This is a genomic window from Pseudomonas sp. B111 (assembly GCF_026428275.1).
GTDB lineage: Bacteria > Pseudomonadota > Gammaproteobacteria > Pseudomonadales > Pseudomonadaceae > Pseudomonas > Pseudomonas aeruginosa.
The window spans coordinates 4918309-4938373 of the sequence record NZ_CP097857.1 but is presented as its reverse complement, the minus strand read 5'-3'; the positions used below and the strand labels follow the sequence as shown (position 1 = coordinate 4938373).

General features: G+C 66.6%; 19 protein-coding genes and 2 tRNA genes. 1 reads left to right on the top strand and 20 read right to left on the bottom strand.

Going from position 1 to position 20065, the window contains the following annotated elements:
- Positions 1 to 10: 10 nt before the first annotated feature.
- From rfbC to M6E97_RS22795, 15 genes are all read right to left on the bottom strand, one after another.
- On the bottom strand, positions 11 to 556 hold the full coding sequence (gene rfbC / locus M6E97_RS22865) for a dTDP-4-dehydrorhamnose 3,5-epimerase (RefSeq protein ID WP_031686196.1): 546 nt from the start codon (positions 554 to 556) through the stop codon (positions 11 to 13).
- Positions 556 to 1437 carry a glucose-1-phosphate thymidylyltransferase RfbA gene (gene rfbA / locus M6E97_RS22860; RefSeq protein ID WP_009314460.1) on the bottom strand — a complete coding sequence of 294 codons (882 nt, stop codon included), beginning with the start codon at positions 1435 to 1437 and terminating at the stop codon, positions 556 to 558. The genes rfbC and rfbA overlap by 1 nt, the downstream gene beginning before the upstream one ends.
- Positions 1434 to 2342: a dTDP-4-dehydrorhamnose reductase gene (gene rfbD / locus M6E97_RS22855; RefSeq protein WP_023101701.1), complete on the bottom strand. Its 909-nt coding sequence runs from the start codon at positions 2340 to 2342 to the stop codon at positions 1434 to 1436. The genes rfbA and rfbD overlap by 4 nt, the downstream gene beginning before the upstream one ends.
- Positions 2339 to 3397, bottom strand: coding sequence for a dTDP-glucose 4,6-dehydratase (rfbB, locus tag M6E97_RS22850; protein WP_003096179.1), 1059 nt, complete (start codon positions 3395 to 3397; stop codon positions 2339 to 2341). Before rfbB ends, rfbD begins: the two co-directional genes overlap by 4 nt.
- A gap of 235 nt (positions 3398 to 3632) precedes the next feature.
- A tRNA-Thr gene (locus M6E97_RS22845) sits at positions 3633 to 3708 on the bottom strand.
- Positions 3709 to 3781: 73 nt separating this feature from the next.
- Complete coding sequence (locus tag M6E97_RS22840; protein WP_003141886.1) at positions 3782 to 5311, bottom strand: DHA2 family efflux MFS transporter permease subunit; 1530 nt, start codon at positions 5309 to 5311, stop codon at positions 3782 to 3784.
- A gap of 10 nt (positions 5312 to 5321) precedes the next feature.
- Complete coding sequence (locus M6E97_RS22835) at positions 5322 to 6506, bottom strand: efflux RND transporter periplasmic adaptor subunit (RefSeq protein WP_003110594.1); 1185 nt, start codon at positions 6504 to 6506, stop codon at positions 5322 to 5324.
- A 14-nt stretch (positions 6507 to 6520) separates the two neighbouring features.
- Positions 6521 to 7999, bottom strand: coding sequence for an efflux transporter outer membrane subunit (locus M6E97_RS22830; RefSeq protein ID WP_003112617.1), 1479 nt, complete (start codon positions 7997 to 7999; stop codon positions 6521 to 6523).
- A gap of 3 nt (positions 8000 to 8002) precedes the next feature.
- Positions 8003 to 8473, bottom strand: a complete 471-nt coding sequence (locus M6E97_RS22825) for a MarR family winged helix-turn-helix transcriptional regulator (protein WP_003110596.1) — start codon at positions 8471 to 8473, stop codon at positions 8003 to 8005.
- A gap of 403 nt (positions 8474 to 8876) precedes the next feature.
- On the bottom strand, positions 8877 to 10097 hold the full coding sequence (locus tag M6E97_RS22820) for a methyltransferase (protein ID WP_019727014.1): 1221 nt from the start codon (positions 10095 to 10097) through the stop codon (positions 8877 to 8879).
- A 68-nt stretch (positions 10098 to 10165) separates the two neighbouring features.
- Entirely contained in the window at positions 10166 to 10858 is a 693-nt protein-coding gene (locus M6E97_RS22815) for an ABC transporter permease (RefSeq protein WP_024947292.1), read from the bottom strand.
- Complete coding sequence (locus M6E97_RS22810; RefSeq protein WP_031686194.1) at positions 10855 to 11550, bottom strand: ABC transporter permease; 696 nt, start codon at positions 11548 to 11550, stop codon at positions 10855 to 10857. Before M6E97_RS22810 ends, M6E97_RS22815 begins: the two co-directional genes overlap by 4 nt.
- Positions 11551 to 11611: 61 nt before the next feature.
- Complete coding sequence (locus tag M6E97_RS22805; RefSeq protein ID WP_003096156.1) at positions 11612 to 12364, bottom strand: ABC transporter substrate-binding protein; 753 nt, start codon at positions 12362 to 12364, stop codon at positions 11612 to 11614.
- Between the two features lie 14 nt (positions 12365 to 12378).
- On the bottom strand, positions 12379 to 13152 hold the full coding sequence (locus M6E97_RS22800) for an ABC transporter ATP-binding protein (protein WP_003096153.1): 774 nt from the start codon (positions 13150 to 13152) through the stop codon (positions 12379 to 12381).
- 248 nt (positions 13153 to 13400) lie between these two features.
- Positions 13401 to 14090, bottom strand: coding sequence for a DUF502 domain-containing protein (locus M6E97_RS22795; RefSeq protein ID WP_023119886.1), 690 nt, complete (start codon positions 14088 to 14090; stop codon positions 13401 to 13403).
- Positions 14091 to 14248: 158 nt separating this feature from the next.
- Here M6E97_RS22795 and M6E97_RS22790 point away from each other — a divergent pair, with 158 nt between their 5' ends.
- Positions 14249 to 14986 (top strand): SDR family NAD(P)-dependent oxidoreductase, encoded by a 738-nt coding sequence (locus M6E97_RS22790; RefSeq protein ID WP_031686191.1) that lies wholly within the window; start codon positions 14249 to 14251, stop codon positions 14984 to 14986.
- Positions 14987 to 15042: 56 nt separating this feature from the next.
- Here M6E97_RS22790 and M6E97_RS22785 read toward each other — a convergent pair.
- From M6E97_RS22785 to M6E97_RS22765, 5 genes are all read right to left on the bottom strand, one after another.
- Positions 15043 to 15118 (bottom strand) — tRNA-Phe (locus M6E97_RS22785).
- A gap of 113 nt (positions 15119 to 15231) precedes the next feature.
- A complete protein-coding gene (locus M6E97_RS22780) occupies positions 15232 to 16314 on the bottom strand; it encodes an oxidoreductase (RefSeq protein WP_003141881.1) in 1083 nt (360 codons plus the stop codon).
- Between the two features lie 27 nt (positions 16315 to 16341).
- Positions 16342 to 16614 (bottom strand): oxidative damage protection protein, encoded by a 273-nt coding sequence (locus tag M6E97_RS22775; protein WP_003096100.1) that lies wholly within the window; start codon positions 16612 to 16614, stop codon positions 16342 to 16344.
- A 43-nt stretch (positions 16615 to 16657) separates the two neighbouring features.
- The gene (gene mutY, locus M6E97_RS22770) at positions 16658 to 17725 is read right to left on the bottom strand and encodes an A/G-specific adenine glycosylase (RefSeq protein WP_003096098.1); all 1068 of its coding nucleotides are present in this window, start codon (positions 17723 to 17725) and stop codon (positions 16658 to 16660) included.
- On the bottom strand, positions 17722 to 19974 hold the full coding sequence (locus M6E97_RS22765) for an AsmA family protein (protein ID WP_003096096.1): 2253 nt from the start codon (positions 19972 to 19974) through the stop codon (positions 17722 to 17724). Before M6E97_RS22765 ends, mutY begins: the two co-directional genes overlap by 4 nt.
- Positions 19975 to 20065: the final 91 nt, after the last annotated feature.

Below are 20065 nucleotides of genomic sequence, written 5' to 3'. Positions count from 1 at the left end.
TCCCTGCCGTTCAGGGGAAGCAGTCGGCGTCGGCGAATGCCTTGCCCTGGCGGTCCTTCTCCGAAAGCAGGGGGGCATCCTGCAGCGGCCAGTCGATCTTCAGCTCGGGATCGTTCCAGACGATGCAGCGTTCGTGTTCCGGTGCCCAGAAGTCGGTGGTCTTGTAGAGGAACTCGGCGTATTCGCTGAGCACCACGAAACCGTGCGCGAAGCCGGCCGGAATCCACATCTGGCGCTTGTTCTCCGCGCTCAGGCGTTCGCCTACCCAATGGCCGAAGGTCGGCGAGCCGCGACGCAGGTCGACGGCCACGTCGAATACCTCGCCGAGAGTGGCGCGCACCAGTTTTCCCTGGGCTTGCCGGATCTGGTAGTGCAGGCCGCGGAGGACGCCACGGGCGGAACGCGAATGGTTGTCCTGGACGAAGCTGACCGGATGACCGCAGGCCTCCTCGAAGGCGCGCTGGTTGTAGCTTTCGAAGAAGAATCCGCGATCGTCGCCGAACACCTGGGGTTCGAAGAGGATGACGTCGGGGATTGCCAGGCGGGTCGCTTTCATCAGTACACGGTTCCAGTCAGCAGGCGCTTGAGGTATTGGCCGTAGCCGTTCTTGGCCAGCGGCGCGGCGAGTTTTTCCAGTTGCGCGGCGTCGATCCACTTCTGCCGGTAGGCGATCTCTTCCGGGCAGGCCACCTTGAGACCCTGGCGGTTCTCCAGGGTGGCGATGAACTGGCCGGCCTCGAGCAGCGAATCGTGGGTGCCGGTATCCAGCCAGGCGTAGCCGCGGCCCATGATCTCCACGCTGAGCTGGCCGCGCTCCAGGTAGGCGCGGTTGACGTCGGTGATCTCCAGCTCGCCGCGCGGCGAAGGCTTCAGGTCCCTGGCGATGTCCACCACCTGCTGGTCGTAGAAATACAGGCCGGTGACCGCGTAGTTCGACTTCGGCTTCAGTGGCTTCTCTTCCAGGCTGATGGCCTTGCCGCCCTGGTCGAACTCGACCACGCCGTAGCGCTCCGGGTCCAGCACGTGGTAGGCGAAGACGCTGGCGCCGGTCTGGCGCTGCGAAGCGCTGCCGAGCAACTCGTGGAAGTCGTGGCCGTAATAGAGGTTGTCGCCCAGGACCAGCGCGCTGAGGTCGTTGCCGATGAACGACTCGCCGATCAGGAAGGCCTGGGCCAGGCCGTCCGGCGACGGTTGCACGGCATATTGCAGGTCCAGGCCCCAGTTCGAACCGTCGCCCAGCAACTGCTGGAAGCGTGGGGTGTCCTGTGGGGTCGAGATGATCAGTATCTCGCGGATGCCCGCCAGCATCAGGGTACTGAGCGGGTAGTAGATCATCGGCTTGTCGTACACCGGCAGCAGCTGCTTGGAGATGGCCAGCGTTGCCGGGTGCAGGCGGGTGCCCGAGCCTCCGGCGAGGATGATGCCCTTGCGTTTCATAGTGGTCCCTGTTCGCTCAGTTCCTGGATCATGCGTCCGGCATGGTAGCGCCAGTCGGGCAGTACCAGACCGAAGACCTGTTGCAGCTTGCGGTTGTCGAGGCGCGAATTGGCCGGACGCTTCGCCGGCACCGGGTAATCCTCGGTGGCAATCGGCAGGACCCGCTGCGGCGTCGCCTGCAACTCCCAGCCCCGCTCCAGAGCCTGTTCGATGACGAAGCGCGCATAGAGGTGCCAGGACGTCTCGCCGCTGGCGACCAGGTGGTAGGTGCCGCTGGCCCGTGCTGCCAGCTCGGCGTCCCAGCGCAGGCGCTGCAGGGCCTGGGCGGTGACGTCGGCGATCAGCTCGGCGCTGGTCGGCGCGCCGAACTGGTCGGCCACGACCTTGAGTTCGTCGCGTTGCCCGGCCAGGCGCAGCATGGTCTTGGCGAAGTTCCCGCCGCGCGCGGCGTAGACCCAACTGGTGCGGAAGATCAGGTGGCGGCAGCCGCTGGCGCGGATGGCCTGCTCGCCTTCCAGCTTGGTCTGCCCGTAGACGCTCAGCGGGCCGGTCGGCGCGTCCTCGGCGAAAGGCGCGCTGCCCGCGCCGTCGAACACGTAGTCGGTGGAGTAATGCACCAGCCAGGCGCCGCAGGCCGCGGCCTCCTCGGCCAGTACCGCGACGGCGCAGGCATTGATCAGGCGGGCGTTGTCGGCATCGCTCTCGGCCTTGTCCACCGCGGTGTAGGCGCCGGCGTTGACGATGAACTGCGGCCGCTCGGCGCGAACCAGTCGCGCCAGGCCTTCGGGGTCGGCGAGATCGGCGCGCCGGCGGTCGCAGACCAGCAGTTCGCCCAGTGGCGCCAGGGCGCGCTGCAGCTCCCAGCCGACCTGGCCGTTGGCGCCGAGGAGAAGGATCCGGTTCATGCGTACTGCTTACCCACCCACTCGCGGTAGGCACCGCTGGTTACGTTGGCCACCCAGTCCTGGTTGTCCAGGTACCAGCGCACGGTCTTGCGGATGCCGGTCTCGAAGGTTTCCGCCGGCTTCCAGCCCAGCTCGCGCTCCAGGCGCGTGGCATCGATGGCGTAGCGGCGATCATGGCCCGGACGATCCTTGACGAAGGTGATCTGCTCGCGATAGCTGCGGCCGTCGGCGCGCGGCTGCTCCTGGTCGAGGATGGCGCAGAGGGTCTCGACCACGTCGAGGTTGGCCTTTTCGTTCCAGCCGCCGACATTGTAGGTCTCGCCCAGTTGCCCGGCTTCGAGGACCCGGCGGATGGCGCTGCAATGGTCCTTGACGTAGAGCCAGTCGCGGATCTGCTGGCCGTCGCCGTAGATCGGCAGCGGCTTGCCGGCCAGGGCGTTGTGGATCACCAGTGGGATGAGCTTTTCCGGGAAGTGGTAGGGGCCGTAGTTGTTCGAGCAGTTGGTGGTCAGCACCGGCAGCCCATAGGTGTGGTGATAGGCCCGCACCAGGTGGTCGGAGGCCGCCTTGGACGCCGAGTAGGGACTGTTCGGCTCGTAGCGGTTGTTCTCGGTGAAGGCCGGATCGCTCGGTGCCAGCGAGCCATAGACTTCGTCGGTGGAGACGTGGAGGAAGCGGAATGCCGCCTTCGCTTCCGGCTCCAGCGCGCCCCAGTAGGCGCGCACTTCTTCCAGCAGGCGGAAGGTGCCGACGATGTTGGTCTGGATGAAGTCCTCGGGGCCGTGGATCGAGCGGTCCACATGGGATTCCGCGGCGAAGTTGAGGATCGCCCGCGGCTGGTGCTCGGCGAGCAGGCGGGCTACCAGCTGGCTATCGCCGATATCGCCGGCGACGAAGGTGTGCCGGGCGTCGCCGTCGAGGCTGGCGAGGTTCTGCCGGTTGCCGGCGTAGGTGAGCTTGTCGAGGCTGACCACCGGCTCGTCATGCAGGGCCAGCCAGTCGAGCACGAAATTGGCGCCGATGAAGCCGGCGCTGCCGGTCACGAGAATCGTCATGAGTCATACCTTGTTCAAGCAGTGGTTGTCCGTAGGGCTGCTTCGACACGTCCCGCCAAGGTGTACCAATCGATCGTGAAGACGACGATTAGTACGGGAAAAATGGCGATCCTGCCAACCCCAGATCTGGTAGGTGCATCTGACCCGGCATTCTATGCGAAGTGCCATCATCGGGCGGCAGGTAGGAGGATAAAACAAAAAAGCCCCGCGCGAGGCGGGGCTTTTCGGGGATTCGTGGTGCCGGCACCAGGAGTCGAACCCGGGACCTACTGATTACAAGTCAGTTGCTCTACCAGCTGAGCTATACCGGCGAAGAGGGCGACATTATAGCCAGCCGCCGCCAGGAGTAAACCACTGATTTTCCTGCCCGAATGCCGTTCGTCCTCAGTGCCCGGAGGCGGCCGCGCCGGGCTTGGCGCCGAACGGCGGGCGGGCCAGCCAGATGATCACCAGCAGGGCGAGGAACAGCCAGCCGAGCATGGTGAAGTAGTCGATGGTGGACATCATGTAGGCCTGGCTCTGCACCATCCGGTCGAGCAGCGCCGCGTTCGCCTGGGTGTTGCCGCCGAGCTGGGCGAGGGTTTCGTGGGTGGCCGGGTCGTAGAGGCTGATGTTTTCGCTGAGGTAGGCGTGGTGCTGGGTGGCGCGGCGGTTCCAGATCCAGGTGGTCAGCGAGGCGGCGAAGCTGCCGCCGAGGGTGCGCAGGAAGGTGGCCAGTCCGGAGCCGTCGGCGATCTGGTCGGGGGGCAGGTCGGAGAGCAGGATGCTCAGGATCGGCATGAAGAAGAACGCCACGCCGAGCCCCATGATCAACTGCACGATGGCGATGTGCTGGTAGTCGACCTCGGTGGTGAAGTTGGCGCGCATGAAGCAGGTGATGGCCATCGCCAGGAACGACAGGCCGGCGAGTATGCGCAGGTCGAAATGGTTGGCGTAGCGGCCGACCAGCGGCGAGAGGAACACCGGGAGGATGCCGATTGGCGCGGCGGCCAGCCCGGCCCAGGTGGCGGTGTAGCCCATCTGGGTCTGTAGCCATTGCGGGAGCAGCAGGTTGATGCCGAAGAATGCGGCATAGCCCAGCACCAGCGCCAGGGTGCCGGCGGCGAAGTTGCGGTGGGCGAACAGGCGCAGGTTGACGATCGGATGGCGGTCGGTGAATTCCCAGATGATGAAGAAGGCCAGGGCGATCGCCGCGATCAGCGCGCCGCCGACGATGAAGTTCGACTCGAACCAGTCCAGGTCGTTGCCCTTGTCGAGGACGATCTGCAGGGCGCCGACGCCGATCACCAGGGCGATCAGGCCGACGTAGTCCATCGGCGCCTTCTTGATCACCACCGGGCGTGCCTTCAGTTGCTGGTAGACGACGAAGGCGGCGAACAGGCCGACCGGCACGTTGATGAAGAAGATCCACGGCCAGCTGTAGTCGTCGGTGATCCAGCCGCCGAGGATCGGCCCGGCGATCGGCGCCACCACCGTGACCATCGCCAGCAGGGCCAGGGCCATGCCGCGCTTCGCCGGTGGGTAGATGGAGATCAGCAGGGTCTGGGTGATCGGATACAGCGGCCCGGCGACGAAGCCCTGCAAGGCGCGGAAGCCGACCAGAGAAGGCATCGACTGGGCGATGCCGCAGAGGAACGAGGCGAGTACGAACAGCAGCGCGGCGGCGATGAACAGGCGCACCTCGCCGACCCGCCGGGCCAGCCAGCCGGTCAGCGGCAGGGCGATGGCGTTGCTCACGGCGAACGAGGTGATCACCCAGGTGCCCTGTTCCGAACTCACCCCGAGGTTACCGGAGATGGTCGGCAGGGCGACGTTGGCGATGGTGGTGTCGAGCACCTGCATGAAAGTCGCCAGGGACAGGCCGATGGTCGCCATCACCAGGCTGGGCGGGGAGAAGCTGCTGCTTTCGCTCATGCTGGCGGGCTCAACGCTGGGCGGTCTTGCCGTGGTCTTCGGCGAGGTTGGCTTCGATCAGGCGTTCGATCAGCTTGTCGGCCGAGGCCAGTTGCTGCTGGTAGACATCGGTGGAGAACAGCGCTTCGCGCGGTGGCTGCTGGGCCAGGGCCGGGCCGCTCTGGTCGTGCAGGTCGACCTTGACGTCCATCGACAGGCCGATGCGCAGCGGATGCTTCTGCAATTCTTGCGGATCGATATGGATGCGCACCGGCACCCGCTGGACGATCTTGATCCAGTTGCCGGTGGCGTTCTGCGCCGGCAGCAGGGAGAACGCGCTGCCGGTGCCCACGCCGAGGCTGTCGACGGTGCCGCTGTAGCGCACGTCGCTGCCGTAGAGGTCGGAGCGGATCTCCACCGGCTGGCCGATACGCATGTGCTTGAGCTGGGTTTCCTTGAAGTTGGCGTCGATCCAGATCTGGTCCAGCGGGACCACGGCCATCAGCGCATTGCCCGGTTGCACGCGCTGGCCGACCTGTACGCTGCGCTTGGCGACGTAGCCGGTGACCGGCGCGACGATGGTCGAGCGGGCGTCGTCCAGGTAGGCCTGGCGCAGTTGCGCGGCGGCGGCCTTGACGTCCGGATGGGAGGTGATCTGGGTGTCGTCGACCAGCGCGCGATTGGTGTTCAACTGCTGTTCCGAGCTGGTCAGCGAGGCTTTCGCGCTGTCCAGGGCGTCGCGGGCGTGGGCCAGTTCCTCCTGGGAAATGGCGCCGTCGTCTGCGAGGTTCTTGCGCCGCTTGTAGTCGGCCTCGGCCTTGGCCAGCGCGACCTTGCGGGTGGCGACCTCGGCGCGATAGCCGTCGACGTTGCTGAACAGCCCGCGCACCTGGCGCACGGTGTGGGCCAGGTTGGCCTCGGCGCGTTGGAGGGCGATGTCGGCGTCGCTGGGATCGAACCTGACCAGTTCCTGGCCCTTGCGCACCAGGTCGCCGTCGTCGGCGCCGATGCTGACCACGGTGCCGACGATCTGCGGGGTGATCTGTACCACGTTGCCGTTGATGTAGGCGTCGTCGGTGTCCTCGTGCCAGCGGCCGTAGAAGAACTCCCAGGCCACGCTGGCCAGGGTGGCGAGGACGATCACGGCGAGCAGGATCAGCAACCAGCGCTTGCGCTTCGGGTTGCCGGCGGGGGTTTCGCTGTTGGCGGTAGTCATGGTGGGTGCCTCGTTCATTCTGCCGGCGCTTTCGCGGTAGCGAGCGCAGCGGAGCGGGAATCGGGTTGGAAACCGCCGCCCAGGGCCTGGACCAGCTGGACGGAAAGATCGATCTGCTGGCTCTCCAGGCTGGCCAGCTGGCGTTCGGCGACCAGCAGTTGCTGTTGCACGCTGAGGGCGTCGAGGTAGCTGCCGACGCCTTCGCCGTAGCGACGCATGGCCAGGTCGAAGTTGGACCTGGCGATATCGCGGGCCTGGCGCTGGTCGATCACCTGCTGCTCCAGGGAGCGCAACTTGCCGAGGTCGTCGCTGACCTCGCCGAGGGCCTGGACCAGCGTCTTGTTGTACTGGCCGACGGCCAGGTCGTAGTCGGCGTCGCGTTCGGCCAGGTTGGCGCGGCGGCGGCCACCGTCGAAGATCGGCAGGGAGATCGCCGGCGCCACCTGGAAGAAGCGGCTCGGCGCCTGCAACACGTCGCTGGTGTGCAGGGCGGCGAGGCCGGCCATCGCGCCGAGATTGAGGTTGGGATAGAACTCGGTCTTCGCCGAGTCGATGTTGCGGCGCGCCGCCTCGACCCGCCAGCGCGCGGCAACGATGTCGGCGCGGCGGCCGAGCAGTTCCGCCGGGAGCACCGAGGGCAGGCTCAGGCTGGCCGGGTTCAGCGGTTGCGGGCGCTGCAGTTCGAGACCGCGATCGGGCCCCTTGCCCAGCAGCACGGCGAGGGCGATGCGGGCGCTGGCGATGTCCTGCTCGGCGGCGCTGAGCTGCTGGCGGGCGGTGGCCAGCTGGGTCTGCGTCTGTTGCAGCTGGACCTTGCTGTCGAGTCCGGCGCTCATGCGCTTCTGGCTCAGCTCGGTCATGCGCTGCGAGCGCTTCAGTTCTTCCTCGGCGAGATCGCGCACGGTAAAGGCGTGGGCGAGGTCGCTGTAGGCGCGGGCGATGCTCGCCGAGAGGCCGATGCGCGCGGCCTGGCTGTCGATCCGGGCGGCATTGGCCTGGCCGAGGGCGGCTTCCCAGGCGGCGCGCTCGCCGCCCCAGAGGTCGAAGTCGTAGTTGAAGCCGAGCGACAGGTACTTGATCGCCGAATAGCGGCCGCCGAGCGGTGCCGGGGCCACGCTGGTCGGCGCGCGGATGCCGGAGTAGCTGGCCTTGGCGTCCAGCGTCGGCTGGCGCGCGGCATCTTGCGCCTGGGCCGTTGCCGCCGCCTGGCGCGCACGCGCCTCGGCGATCTGCAGGTCGGGGGTGCCTTGCAGGGCTTCGCCGATCAGTTGGTCGAGCTGCCGGTCGCCGAGCCCGGTCCACCAGTCCTGGCGCGGCCAGGCCGCTGGCGAAAGGGCTACGCCGTCCAGGCTCCTGCCCGCCTGGAGGGCGCCTGCCGGTTGCAGGCGGGCGTTCGGTTCCAGGCCTTCGGAAGTGACGCAGCCGGCGGCCAGCAGTATCGCCGAGGCCAGCGCCAATCGCTGCGGCCAGGGATGGAGAAGAGGGAACGGCATGGATCAGGACTCCTGCAGGCTGGCCCGCGGGCAGCCGGCGTGTAGCAGAACCTTGGTCAGCAGATGGGTCAGCGTCTGCAGTTCTTCCGTGCTCAGGCAGGCGACCAGCTCGTTCATCGCCGCCGAGGCGATCAGCGGAAGCTGCTCCTGGACCTTCCGTCCCGCTTCGCTGAGATCCAGGCGCAGGCAACGGCGGTCTTCGGGACAGCGGCCGCGCAGCAGCAGCCCTTTTTTCTCCAGGCGCGCCAGCATGCGAGTCATCGAGCCGCTGTCCACCGACAGCTCGCGACACAGTTCGACCGGACTGTTGGCACGGTTGAGACCGACGAAGATCAGCACCTTGAACTGGGCGGCGGTTATGTCCAGCGCGGCGAGGTGCTTCTCGAGGATGCGGTCCTTGGTCGCGGCACTGACGCCGATGAGCTGGCCAATGGAGCCCTTGAAGGGAAAGTCGGAGGCGCTGTAGTGACCCATGGTGGAGGGGATCGCTGTCTAGGCAGGGAAAGTGTTTCAAAATAATACTGCCTAGGCAGCGATTAACAAGAGGTCAAACGTTGCAATAAAAGAACAATCCGTTCCTTCGAACGTCATACGATGCCATTTTGCAACTATTGTCGGTGCTGAAGTCCACTTTCGGATTAACCGGAAAGCCAGGCTTATGCACAAGCGGGCAAGGGATAGGAAGGAAACGCTCTAAGAGTCGCTGCGGTTATTTCGGTTGTTATCAAGATATTGTTTTATATGGATTTTATTTTTTCTGTTCATTTTTTGAACAGCATTGTCCGCCCCTGGATACGGGCCCCTCGGCAGATGTTTCCCAGAACTTGTCACCAGACTTATCCACAGGTTGTGTGGGCAACCATCCGGAACACCCGTATCAGCTGCGCTCCGCAAGGATCAGCAGGTTTCGCGGAGACAGGGAGGTCGGACAGAACTCGCCCAGGCGGACGCTATAGCCCTGTTCGACCAGATACAGGCAGCGGTCCAGCAGCAGCCAGAGTTCCAGCGGGCGGCGGAACAGGGCGCGCACCAGTTCCAGGTTGCGGACCATCGCCAGGCGCTTCCAGCCGGCCGCTTCCAGCGCCTGCCAGTCGCGCGCGGCCGGTTCGGGAAGTCCCTTGAGGGCGGCGAGTTCGCGACAGTAGTCGGCGTATGGACGTTCCAGCCAGGCCACCGGAAGGGAAGGCACGCTGAGGTACTGGTCGATTCCGCGTAGCTCGCGCTGCAGCAGGTCGAAACCCAGGCGCCGGGCCATCGACTGGTCGCGCTGGCGACGGACCCGTTGGCTGGCGGTGACTGTCTCGCTCAGGGGCAGGCGCAGGTCGTCAAGCGATAGCGCGAGCAGCGATCGGCCTGCTGCTTGCGAGAGTGGCTGGTAGAAAGGCCCCGGAATGCGGTTGTAGCAGCATGGCGCCACCGCCAGTTGGCGACAGCCGGCCTGGCTGGCCAGGCGCAGCAGGCGCAGGTGCAGTTCGCCGCAAGCGTGCAGGGCCACTGGCGTATGCCCGGGAAGCAGGCGCTCGGCGCAGTCCGCGGCCAGCACATCCTGGCGGAGGTGGTGGGCGGATAGCCCCAGGCGGTCGCTCAGGCGCTGTCCGTCGGCGACCAGCGCGGGATCGTGTTCGAGGCAGGTCAGCGGTTGCCCCGTATGGGCCAGCAGGCGGCCCAGATGGCCCTTGCCGGAGCACCAGTCGAGCCAGTGGACGACCGGCCGGGCGAACTGCAGGCGCCCGGCGAACAGGCCGATCTGCTGCCACTTGCGTCCCGGTACGTCGACATTGAAGCGGTTCGGTGCCTGCGGGCGTTCCGCCAATGGCAGTTCGCCGACCGCGCCCAGCGCTGCGGCCTGGGCGGCGAGCTGCGGATAAGGCGCGGGCGCGGCCAGGCGGGTGGGCTGGTTGTGCTCCGCGTCGGCCTGTTCGAGGCTGCGCCCGCGCAGCCAGGACGCCAGCTCGGCGTGTTCGGCTTCCCACGCCAGGGTCGGTTCGCTGAACGGGCGGGGTCGCCAGAGCCGCTGGTGTTCGAGGAGGAACGCGTCCAGCGCGAGGAAGCGCTGCGACAGGGCGTCGCCAGTGAGGAACGGGAAGGTTTCGGACACGATGCGAGCGGCAGCGGGAAAACGGGGCGGCGATTATAGCCGCCCCGCAGGCATCGGAAAGCGCCCGCTCAGCGGCCCTGGGTGGCGTCGACCCGCAACCAGCGTTCGATCAGGCGGAAGATCCGCGTCAGCACGATGGTGATCACCAGGTACAGCGCGCCGGCCAGGCAGAAGAACAGCATCGATTCGTAGGTGCGGGCGATGATGGTCCGGGCCATGCCCATGATGTCGAACAGGGTCACGGTGTAGACCACCGCGCTGGCCTTGAGCATCAGGATCACTTCGTTGCTGTAGGCCGGCAGGCCGATGCGCACCGCGCGCGGCAGGATGATGTGCCAGAGCGCCTGGAGCCGCGACATGCCGAGGGCGCGGGCGGCCTCCACCTCGCCGACCGGCACCGAGTGGATCGCGCCGCGGAGGATCTCGGCGATATAGGCGGCGGTGTGCAGGGTCATGGTCAGCAGCGCGCACCAGTACGGATCGCGCAGGTAGGGCCAGAAGGCGCTCTTGCGCACTTCCTCGAACTGCGCCAGGCCGTAGTAGACGATGAACAGTTGCAGCAGCAGCGGCGTGCCGCGGAAGAAGAAGATGTAGGCGTAAGGCACCGCGCGCACGTACCAGTGCCGCGAGGCGCGGGCGATGCCCAGCGGCAGGGCCAGGGCGAGCCCGGCGACCACCGCGATCGCCAGCAGCTCCAGGGTCAGCGCCGCGCCCTGGAGCATCTTCGGCATCCACTTGAGGATCAGCTCCCACTCGCTCATAGCTCGTTCCTCACGAAACCACGGCCGGCGCGACGTTCGAGGAAGTGCAGGGCGACCATGATGACGACCGTGAGGCTCAGGTAGATGGCGGCCGCGGTCATGTAGAAGGTGAAGGGTTCCTTGGTCGCGTTGGAGGCGACCTGCGCCTTGCGCATGATCTCGTCGAGGGTGATCAGCGACACCAGCGCGGTGTCCTTCAGCAGGATCAGGTACAGGTTGCCGAGGCCGGGCAGGGCGACCCGCCAGATCTGCGGCAGGACGATGCGCCAGAAGATCCGTCCGGGCGACAGGCCGAGCGCCTGGCCGGCCTCGCGATGGCCGCGCGGAATGGACAACAGCGCGCCGCGGAACACCTCGGTGGCGTAGGCGCCGAAGCACAGGCCGAGGGCCAGGGTGCCGGCGGCGAACGGCGAGAGCGCCAGGTCCGGCTTGCCGAAAAGGTCGCCGAGGGCGTTCAGGCCGCTCACCGTGCCGAAATAGATCATCAGTACCCAGAGCGTTTCCGGCACGCCACGGACGATGGTGGTGTAGGTGCCGCCGACGAAGCGCAGGGCCGCGTACTTCGAAGTCTTCGCGATGGCGCCGAGGAGGCCGAGCAACAGCCCCACGCAGACCGCCGCCAGCGACAGCTTGAGGGTCATCCAGGTACCGGCGAGCAGTTGGTCGCCGAACCCATGCAGGTCGAGAATCATGAGAAGTCAGGCCTGAAGGCGGCCACCGCCGGGACGCGCCCGGCGGTGGCCTGGCTTGGCATCAATAGATGCTGAAGGGGAAGTACTTGTCGTTGATCTTCTTGTAGGTACCGTCGGCGACGATTTCCTTCAGCGCGGCGTTGAGCTTCTCGCGCAGCGGGTCGCCCTTGCGCACGGCGATACCGATCTTGTCGTTGTCGAACACCGGTTCGCCCTTGAACTCGAACTCCTTGCCGGCGTCGCTCTTCAGCCAGTCGTACTGCACGAACTTGTCGGCCAGCACGCCGTCCAGGCGCCCCGAGGAGAGGTCGAGGTAGGCGTTCTCCTGGGTGTCGTAGAGCTTGATGGTGACCACGTCGGCCATGTTGTCTTCCAGCCAGGTGCCGGCGATGGTGGCGCGCTGGGCGCCGATCACCTTGCCCTTCAGGGAGTCCTTGTCGGTCTTGAAGTCGACGCTCTTCGGCGCGACGAACTGCAGCTTGTTGGTGTAGTAGGGATCGGTGAAGTCGACCGCCTGCTTGCGCTCGTCGGTGATCGACATGGACGCGACGATGAAGTCGAACTTCTTGGCGTTCAACGCCGGGATGATGCCGTCCCAGTCGGAGGTCACCACCTCGCACTCGGTCTTCATCTTGGCGCACAGCGCCTTGCCGATGTCGAGGTCGAAGCCGACCGCCTGGCCGCTGGCATCGATGCCGTTGAAGGGCGGGTAGGCGCCTTCGGTGCCGATGCGCAGCTTGTCGGCGGCGCTGGCGTCGAGGGCGAAGGCCAGGGTTGCAGCGGCGGCCAGCAGGATCTTCTTATAGTTCTTCATGCGGTGTTGCTCCGTTAGCGGTGGCTGGACATGAACTGTTTGCAGCGCGCCGACTGGGGGTTTTCGAAAACCTGTTGCGGCGTTCCCTGCTCTTCTACCAGGCCCTGGTGGAGGAATACCACCTCGCTGGAAACCTGGCGGGCGAAGCTCATTTCGTGGGTGACCAGCAGCATGGTCCGGCCCTCTTCGGCGAGCGCACGGATCACGTTAAGCACTTCCTGTACCATTTCCGGGTCGAGCGCCGAGGTGGGCTCGTCGAACAGGATCACCTTGGGTTGCATGGCCAGGGTCCGGGCGATGGCCGCGCGTTGCTGCTGGCCGCCGGAAAGTTGCGCGGGATAGCTGTGGCGCTTGTCGGCGATGCCGACCTTGGCCAGTAGGCCCTCGGCGATCTCGATCGCTTCGGCCTTGCTCTTGCCCAGTACGCGACGTGGCGCCTCGATCACGTTGTCGAGGATGCTCATGTGCGGCCACAGGTTGAAATTCTGGAAGACGAAACCGAGTTCGCTGCGCAGCCGGTTGATCTGCTGGCTGTCGGCGGCGACCAGGTCGCCGTTCTTGCTCTTCTTCAGGCGCAGCTCTTCGCCGGAGACCAGGATCTGGCCCTGGTGCGGGTTCTCCAGCAGGTTGATGCAGCGCAGGAAGGTGGATTTGCCCGAGCCGGACGATCCGAGGATGGAGATCACGTCGCCGTCGCGGGCGGTGAGGGAGATGCCCTTGAGCACTTCGAGGTCGCCGTAGCGCTTGTGCAGGTTACGGATTTCCAGTGCGGGGGTGGCCTCGGCCATGGATTTTCCTCTTGTTATTCGGATTGGAAGGGCCTTCCTGGCGAAGGCAAGCTAGCACAGCGCTTCAACCGGAGCCAAGCAGGCTGCGTGCCTCTGGAGCGGGGTTGGCGGCATCTTGTCGCATCGCTGCAGTGCGCTGTCGCGTAGGAACAAAACTGTCGGCTTTCGAAGAAAACTCCTGGCGAACCCTGACCTGAAGCAGAGCCTGGAGGTCGGTGCGCGCCCCGTTCCCGGGCACGCGGGACCGCCTATGGAGCCGCCGGCGGCTGCTCCGCGCGCGGCTCCGCCAGCACCTTGGCGGCGGCCAGCGGCGGCGGTGGGGTGATGCCCATCGACACATAGATGCTGGTGAAGGTGTCCATGCCGATCTGTGCCGGTTTCACCCATTCCACCGGAACGTAGAGCAGGCCGCCGCCCACCGGGATCGGCGCGGTCGGCACCAGGATCGCGTAGTGCGCGCGGCCGTCCAGTTCCACCGCTTCGGGGTTGGGCATCAGCGCCAGCACGGCGGCGCCGTCGCCGCCGAAGAAACACCACACCGGACTCATCGCGGCGATGTCGGCGTCCTGCTTCTTGTCCAGCAGGCCGACGAAACGGTCGGCCAGGTTGTACAGGTTGCCGATCAGCGGGGTGCGCCGCAGGGTCAGGTCGAACAGGTTGGCCAGCGGCCGCTTCAGGCCTAGCTGTACGCCGAGGCCAAGCAGGTAGATGGCTACCAGCAGTAGCGCGGTACCGAGCAGGTAGGCCAGTAGCGAATCGCCGGCGAGCGGCTGGCCGATGGCGGCGAAGCCGCGACCGATCAGGCTGGATGGACCGACGAAGCGGTTCAGCAAGCTGACCACCCAGGCCAGCAAGGCCAGGGTGAGTACCAGCGGCAGCATCACCAGCAGGCCGGCGAGCCAGGTGGTGAGCAGGGAGTTGAAGCTTTTCTTCAGCATCGATCGGGGGTCCGGACAAGGTCCGCCTAGTCTATCGGCACTGCCTGGCTCACGCTCGGCCGTTCGCCGGGATGGGCGAAAGATCCGCCGCGGCGATTCGTCATTCCTTGTAGGCTGTGCGAGTCGCGTTCATTCCAGCAGGCCTTCACGGAGGGCGTATGGCGGAGAGAAAGACCCTGTTGCTGACCGGGGCGAGCCGCGGTATCGGGCATGCCACGGTGAAGTACTTCAATGCCGCGGGTTGGCGGGTGTTCACCGCGTCGCGGCAGAGCTGGGCCAGCGAATGTCCCTGGGCGGACGGCGAGGAAAACCACATCCACCTGGACCTGGAGGACATTCCCGGCGTCGAGGCCAGCCTGGAACTGATCCGCGAGAAGCTCGGCGACGGCCGGCTCCACGCGCTGGTGGACAATGCCGGCATCTCGCCCAAGGGCGAAGGCGGCGAGCGCCTCGGTGTGCTGGAAACCGACTACGCCACCTGGCTGCGGGTGTTCAACATCAACCTGTTCTCCACCGCGCTGCTGGCGCGCGGCCTGTTCGCCGAGCTGAAGGCGGCGCAGGGAACGGTGATCAACGTGACCTCCATCGCCGGCTCGAAGGTGCATCCATTCGCCGGGGTGGCCTACGCCACTTCCAAGGCGGCGTTGTCCGCGCTGACCCGCGAGATGGCCCACGACTTCGGCCCGCATGGGGTGCGGGTGAACGCCATCGCGCCGGGGGAGATCGACACCTCGATCCTGTCGCCGGGCACCGAGGAGATCGTCGAGCGCAGCATCCCGCTGCACCGCCTCGGCCGGCCGGAGGAGATCGCTTCGCTGATCTACTTCCTCTGCACCAGCGGCGCATCCTACGTGAATGGCGCGGAAATCCACGTCAACGGCGGGCAGCACGTCTAGGCGAACGGCGGAAAGCAAAAAGGCCCACCCGGAGGTGAGCCTTTTCGTCGTATTCATGGTGCCCAGGGACGGAATCGAACCGCCGACACGGGGATTTTCAATCCCCTGCTCTACCAACTGAGCTACCTGGGCAACGGGGCGCAATTAAACGGGTTTAGCGCGGCAGTGTCAACACCGGCGAAGAAATTTTTTTTGTTTTTTAACGCCTTACGATCCCCTCGCGGTTTCCGCCGGACTGCCGGGCCTCAGTTCCAGGCCTGGCGTTCCTCGTCGCGCAGCTCCACCGGCAGGCTCCGGCCTTCCTCGGCGGAGCGTCGTGCCAACTCCAGCAGGGCCATCAACGCGCAGGCCTGTTGCGCCGACACCGGGTTGCGCGACTGGCCGCGGATGGCGGCGGCCAGCGCCTGGTAGTAGCGGCTCTGGTCGCCGGCCGGGGTGACCAGCGACTGGCGCAGGCCCTGGCCATCGATGTGCTGCAGCAGGTCGGGATCGCGGCCCCAGCCGGCGGAACCGGGGTGCAGTCCCTGCAGCAGTTGCGCTTCCTGGATGTCGGCGCCGGCCTTGAGCAGGCTGCCGTGGTCGCCGTGCACATTGAAGCGTGGCGCCGGATTGGCAGCGAGCATGCTGGCGCGCAGCGCCACCTGGCAGTGCGGATAGTCGAGCAGGACCTCGAACCAGTCGTCGGTCAGCGCGCCCTCGCGCAGCCGGCGCAGGTGTCCGTGCATACGCTGCGGTATGCCGAACAGGCACAGTGCCTGGTCGAGCAGGTGCGGGCCGAGGTCGAACCACAGCCCGGAGCCGGGCAGGTCGTGTTCGCGCCAGCGGTCGCGGACCTGCGGACGGAAGCGCTCGATGGCCGACTCGAAGTAGCGCACCGGGCCGATGCTGCCGGCCTGCAGGGCGGCCTCCACGGCGAGGAAGTCGCTGTCGAAGCGCCGGTTCTGGAACACCGAGAGGACCTGGCCAGGCCGTTCGCGGGCGAGGTCGGCGAGGCGCCGGGCTTCGGCCAGGGTGACGGTGAACGGCTTGTCCACCACCACGTGCTTGCCGGCGCGCAAGGCCCGTTCGGCGAGGCTGGCGTGGGTGGCATTGGGCGAGGCGATGACCACCAGGTCGATGTCGGCGGCCTCGATGGCCTCATCCGGATCGGCGCTGACCCGGGCTTCGGGCAGGTCGGCGTGCACCCGCACAGGGTCGCGGGAGACCACGTGCTCCAGGCACAACGCCGGTACCGCGCGGATCAGCGGGGCGTGGAAGGTCTTGCCGGCGAAGCCGTAGCCGATCAGCGCGGTGCGGATCGGAGGCAGGCCAGAGAGGGATGGGGTCATGGCGGCCTCCGTCGGGCGGGGTGGGGCTCAGGCGGATGGCGGCACGTAGCCGTCGGCCTTGGCGTAGTCCTCGCCGGAGAGGAACTTGTCCATCTCCTGCTGGAGGAACTTGCGGTCCTCGGCGTTCATCATGTTCAGGCGACGCTCGTTGATCAGCATGGTCTGGTGCTTCTGCCACTCGTCCCAGGCCTTGCGCGACACGTTGTTGTAGATGTCCTCGCCCTTCGCGCCAGGATACGGCGGACGGTCGAGGCCGGGCAGCTCTTCGTGGTACTTGCGGCACATCACGGTGCGGCTCATGGTCGTTCTCCTGCAGTTGCCGCCGGGCCCGTGGGCCCGGCATTCACGCGGTCGTGCCGCGTCCGAGTTCCTGTTCTGCGCGCTTGAGCAGCTTCTTCACCGGAGCGGCGAGGCCCAGGCGCGGCGGGGTGGCGAGGTTATACCAGAGCCAGTCGCCCTCGGCCACGGCGCGCGGAGCGCCTTCCACCGCCACCAGCCAGGGCTCGATGGCGAGCTGGAAATGACTGAAGGTATGGGTCAGGCCGCTCAGTTCGCGGCGCTCGCCGAGGGCCAGGGAATGGCGCGCGGCGAGCGGTTCGAGGCCGTCGAGGTCGTCCAGTTCGGGGAGGCTCCAGAGCCCGCCCCAGAGTCCGCTGGAAGGCCGCCGGTAGAGCAGTATGGCGCCGTCGCGGTTGGCCAGGATCGGCATCAGCGTGCGCTTCTGCGGCAACGCCTTGCGCGGCTTGGGCTGCGGATAATCGGCTTCGCGGCCGAGCAGGTGCGCGCGGCAGCCGGAGACCAGCGGGCAAAGCAGGCAACTGGGCTTGCTGCGCGTGCAGAGGGTGGCGCCGAGGTCCATCATCGCCTGGGTGTAGTGGTTGACCCGTGCGTGCGGGGTGAAGCGCTCGGCGGCTTCCCACAGCGCCCTGGCCACCTTCGGTTCGCCGGGATAGCCGTCCTGCGCCAGGTAGCGCGCCAGTACGCGCTTGACGTTGCCGTCGAGGATCGGTGCGCGCAGGCCCATCGACAGGCTGGCGATGGCTCCAGCGGTGGAGCGGCCGATGCCGGGCAGTTCGGCGAGTTGCTCGACGTCGCGGGGGAACTCCCCGGCATGCCGCTCGACCACGATCTGCGCGGTCTTGTGCAGGTTGCGCGCACGGCTGTAGTAGCCGAGCCCGGTCCACAGGTGCAGGACTTCGTCCTCGGCCGCCGCGGCCAGTGCCTCGACGTCGGGCAACGCTGCCATGAAACGGTCGAAGTAACCGAGCACGGTGCTGACCTGGGTCTGTTGCAGCATGATTTCCGAGACCCACACCCGGTAGGGGGTGATGCCCTGCTGCCAGGGCAGGTCCTTGCGACCGTGACGGTCGTACCAGTCGAGGACCGCGCCGTTGAAGCCTTCAGGTGTCATTTGCGGTTGAACAGCCCTTTGAGTGCGTCTTTCAGCTCCGGACTGACCTTGTCGCCGAGCTTCTCTTCGAGTTTTTCGTTGAGGCGATTGCCGGCCAGTTTCGCGGCGACCTTGCCCAGGCCTTCCTTGTCCAGGCGGCAGGCCTTGGCGCCGAGTTCCAGCGGGCCGCGGCAGAGCAGAGGCCATTCGATGCCGGCGTAGCGCTGGTTGACCTGGCAGGCCGGGTCCGGCATGTCGCTCTTGTCGCCCTGGATCTCCACGCCGATGCGATAGTCCATGCCCAGCACGCGCAGGTCGATATCGCCGTGGCCGCTGACCGCCAGGCCGGGAATGGCGACCTTCAGGTCAGGGTTGCTGGCCACGCCGTTGGTGAAGTTCAGGCTGCCCTTGAGCTCGCGGAAAGGCGTGTCCTTGCCGCCGTGGGTACCGGCAAGGGCCTTGCGGTTGAGGGTAGCGATGCCCTGGCAGAGCTGTTGTTCCAGGTTGGCGTCGAGCAGCACGCCGTTGATCAGGCTGAAGCGTGCGCTGCCGTTGAGATGGTCGATCCAGGACTTCTCGCTGTTGCCGCTGGTGCGGATGTCGGCGTCGAGGTCGAGCAGCCCCTTCACCGGCGGTTTCTTGCCCTGGGCTTCGAGCAAGCGCTCCACCGGCACGTTGGCGATGTGCTTGGTGGCGGTCAACACGGCGCTGTCCTGGCGTACGTCGAGGTTGGCCTTGGCGTTGAAGCGGCCGTTGTACAGCCCGCCGCGCATGTCGTCGAGGCTGATCACGCCGCCCTGGCCACGCAGCTTCAGGCTGGCGTCGTCGATCGGCAGCTTCTCGACGGTCAGCCGACCGAAGTTCAGCGCCACGTCCAGGTCGAGCTTGCGCAGGGTCGCCATGGGCAGCAACGGCGCGTCGCTCCAGGCCTGCCTGGTCGGTTTTTCCGGTAGCGGCGTGTTGCCCTGGGCGGCACTGGCCACGGTGGCGTCGACTTCCGCCTTGCGCGTGGCGCTGGCGGCATCCTGGGCCTGCTTGGCCTTGGCCGGCAGGTAGCGGTCGAGGTCGAGCTTGTCGCCCTTGAGCTGGGCGCGCAGCGATTGCCTGGCGAAATCGGCGATGCCGAAGCGGCCGCTGAAGGCGGTGTCGTCCAGACCCAGCTTGAGGTCTTCGAGATTCAGGCTGTTGCGGCTGCCGGCCAGGCGGGTGTTCAGCTCGAACTTGCCGAGGGTGTTGGCGTCGGCCATGGCCGGCAGGGTCACACCGATGCCGGCGAGGAACTCGCGCAGGTTCATCGGCGCGATCGACAGGCCGCCGCTGAACTTGGCGTCCTTGTCCAGCTCGCGGGCCTTCAGTTCGCCGAGGGCGCGCAACTGGTTGACGCTCAGCTTCAGACCGTTCCACTCGGCGATCTGCGCCGACTGGTCGAGCAGCAACTGGCCCTGGGCGGAGAAGGTGGCGGTCTTGCCTTGCAGCGGCTCGCCCGAGGCCTCGCCGGAGAGCCTGGCGTCTTCCAACTGGTAGCGCCTGAGCGCGGTGTCGAAGCGCAGGTTGCCGGTCAGCTCGGTCTTGACCCGCACCACCGGCTGGTTGGTGCCGAGGTAGGCGTTGAGCTTCAGCGGAATGCTGCTGCCTTCGCGAATGGCGCCGGTACTCAGCTCGATGCCCTCGACGTTGTACTGCTTGCCGCTGGCTTCGTCGGTGTAGGTGACGCGGGCGTTGTTGACGTTGAGGCTGTCGATGTCGAGCTTGATCGGGGTGCGCGGGCTGTCGTTCTGCGGCGCCTGCTCGGGTGCCTGCGCCTGGGCGCCCTTGCCGTCCGCTGCCGGCGGGGTGGCGGAAGGAGCGGACGGGGCCTGGGGCTGGGCCGGCTTGCCGATGTTTTCCCAGTTGCCCTTGCCCTGCTTGTCGCGGACCAGGTCCAGGCTCAGGCCTTCGACGCGGATTGCGCTCATCTGCACGTCCTTGCGCAGCAGCGGCAGGACCCGCACCGACAGGCCGAGCATCTGCAGGTCGGCGAACGGCTTGGTCGGCGTGGCGGTACTGGCGATGCTGGTGTCGTGCAGCTCCAGGCCCAGCCAGGGGAACAGGCTCCAGCCGATGTCGCCCTTCAGGTCCAGCTCCAGGTTGGCCTTGTCGCGGGCGATCTGGCGGATTTCGTCCTTGTAGTCATTGGGATCGAACAGGTGGGTCAGGGCGAAGCCCAGGGCCACGACGAGCAGTAAGAGTCCCAGGAAGAACAGCCCCAGGACCTTGCCGAATGCTTTCATGGACGAATCCTTTGTGCTGGCAGCGGTGAATGTGCGGGCGAGTATAACAACGCCGTTTTGCCAGGCCGACCCTGCGCGCGGCGAAACCTCG

Coding starts and splice junctions, on each gene's coding strand:
- M6E97_RS22775 (WP_003096100.1), bottom strand. CDS start 16,614: ATGAGCCGCACCGTGATGTGCCGCAAGTACCACGAAGAGCTGCCCGGC.
- M6E97_RS22840 (WP_003141886.1), bottom strand. CDS start 5,311: ATGAGCGAAAGCAGCAGCTTCTCCCCGCCCAGCCTGGTGATGGCGACC.
- M6E97_RS22780 (WP_003141881.1), bottom strand. CDS start 16,314: ATGACCCCATCCCTCTCTGGCCTGCCTCCGATCCGCACCGCGCTGATC.
- rfbA (WP_009314460.1), bottom strand. CDS start 1,437: ATGAAACGCAAGGGCATCATCCTCGCCGGAGGCTCGGGCACCCGCCTG.
- M6E97_RS22825 (WP_003110596.1), bottom strand. CDS start 8,473: ATGGGTCACTACAGCGCCTCCGACTTTCCCTTCAAGGGCTCCATTGGC.
- M6E97_RS22815 (WP_024947292.1), bottom strand. CDS start 10,858: ATGAGCGAGTGGGAGCTGATCCTCAAGTGGATGCCGAAGATGCTCCAG.
- M6E97_RS22800 (WP_003096153.1), bottom strand. CDS start 13,152: ATGGCCGAGGCCACCCCCGCACTGGAAATCCGTAACCTGCACAAGCGC.
- M6E97_RS22805 (WP_003096156.1), bottom strand. CDS start 12,364: ATGAAGAACTATAAGAAGATCCTGCTGGCCGCCGCTGCAACCCTGGCC.
- mutY (WP_003096098.1), bottom strand. CDS start 17,725: ATGACACCTGAAGGCTTCAACGGCGCGGTCCTCGACTGGTACGACCGT.
- M6E97_RS22830 (WP_003112617.1), bottom strand. CDS start 7,999: ATGCCGTTCCCTCTTCTCCATCCCTGGCCGCAGCGATTGGCGCTGGCC.
- M6E97_RS22835 (WP_003110594.1), bottom strand. CDS start 6,506: ATGACTACCGCCAACAGCGAAACCCCCGCCGGCAACCCGAAGCGCAAG.
- M6E97_RS22795 (WP_023119886.1), bottom strand. CDS start 14,090: ATGCTGAAGAAAAGCTTCAACTCCCTGCTCACCACCTGGCTCGCCGGC.
- rfbC (WP_031686196.1), bottom strand. CDS start 556: ATGAAAGCGACCCGCCTGGCAATCCCCGACGTCATCCTCTTCGAACCC.
- M6E97_RS22765 (WP_003096096.1), bottom strand. CDS start 19,974: ATGAAAGCATTCGGCAAGGTCCTGGGGCTGTTCTTCCTGGGACTCTTA.
- rfbB (WP_003096179.1), bottom strand. CDS start 3,397: ATGACGATTCTCGTGACCGGCAGCGCCGGCTTCATCGGCGCCAATTTC.
- rfbD (WP_023101701.1), bottom strand. CDS start 2,342: ATGAACCGGATCCTTCTCCTCGGCGCCAACGGCCAGGTCGGCTGGGAG.
- M6E97_RS22790 (WP_031686191.1), top strand. CDS start 14,249: ATGGCGGAGAGAAAGACCCTGTTGCTGACCGGGGCGAGCCGCGGTATC.
- M6E97_RS22810 (WP_031686194.1), bottom strand. CDS start 11,550: ATGATTCTCGACCTGCATGGGTTCGGCGACCAACTGCTCGCCGGTACC.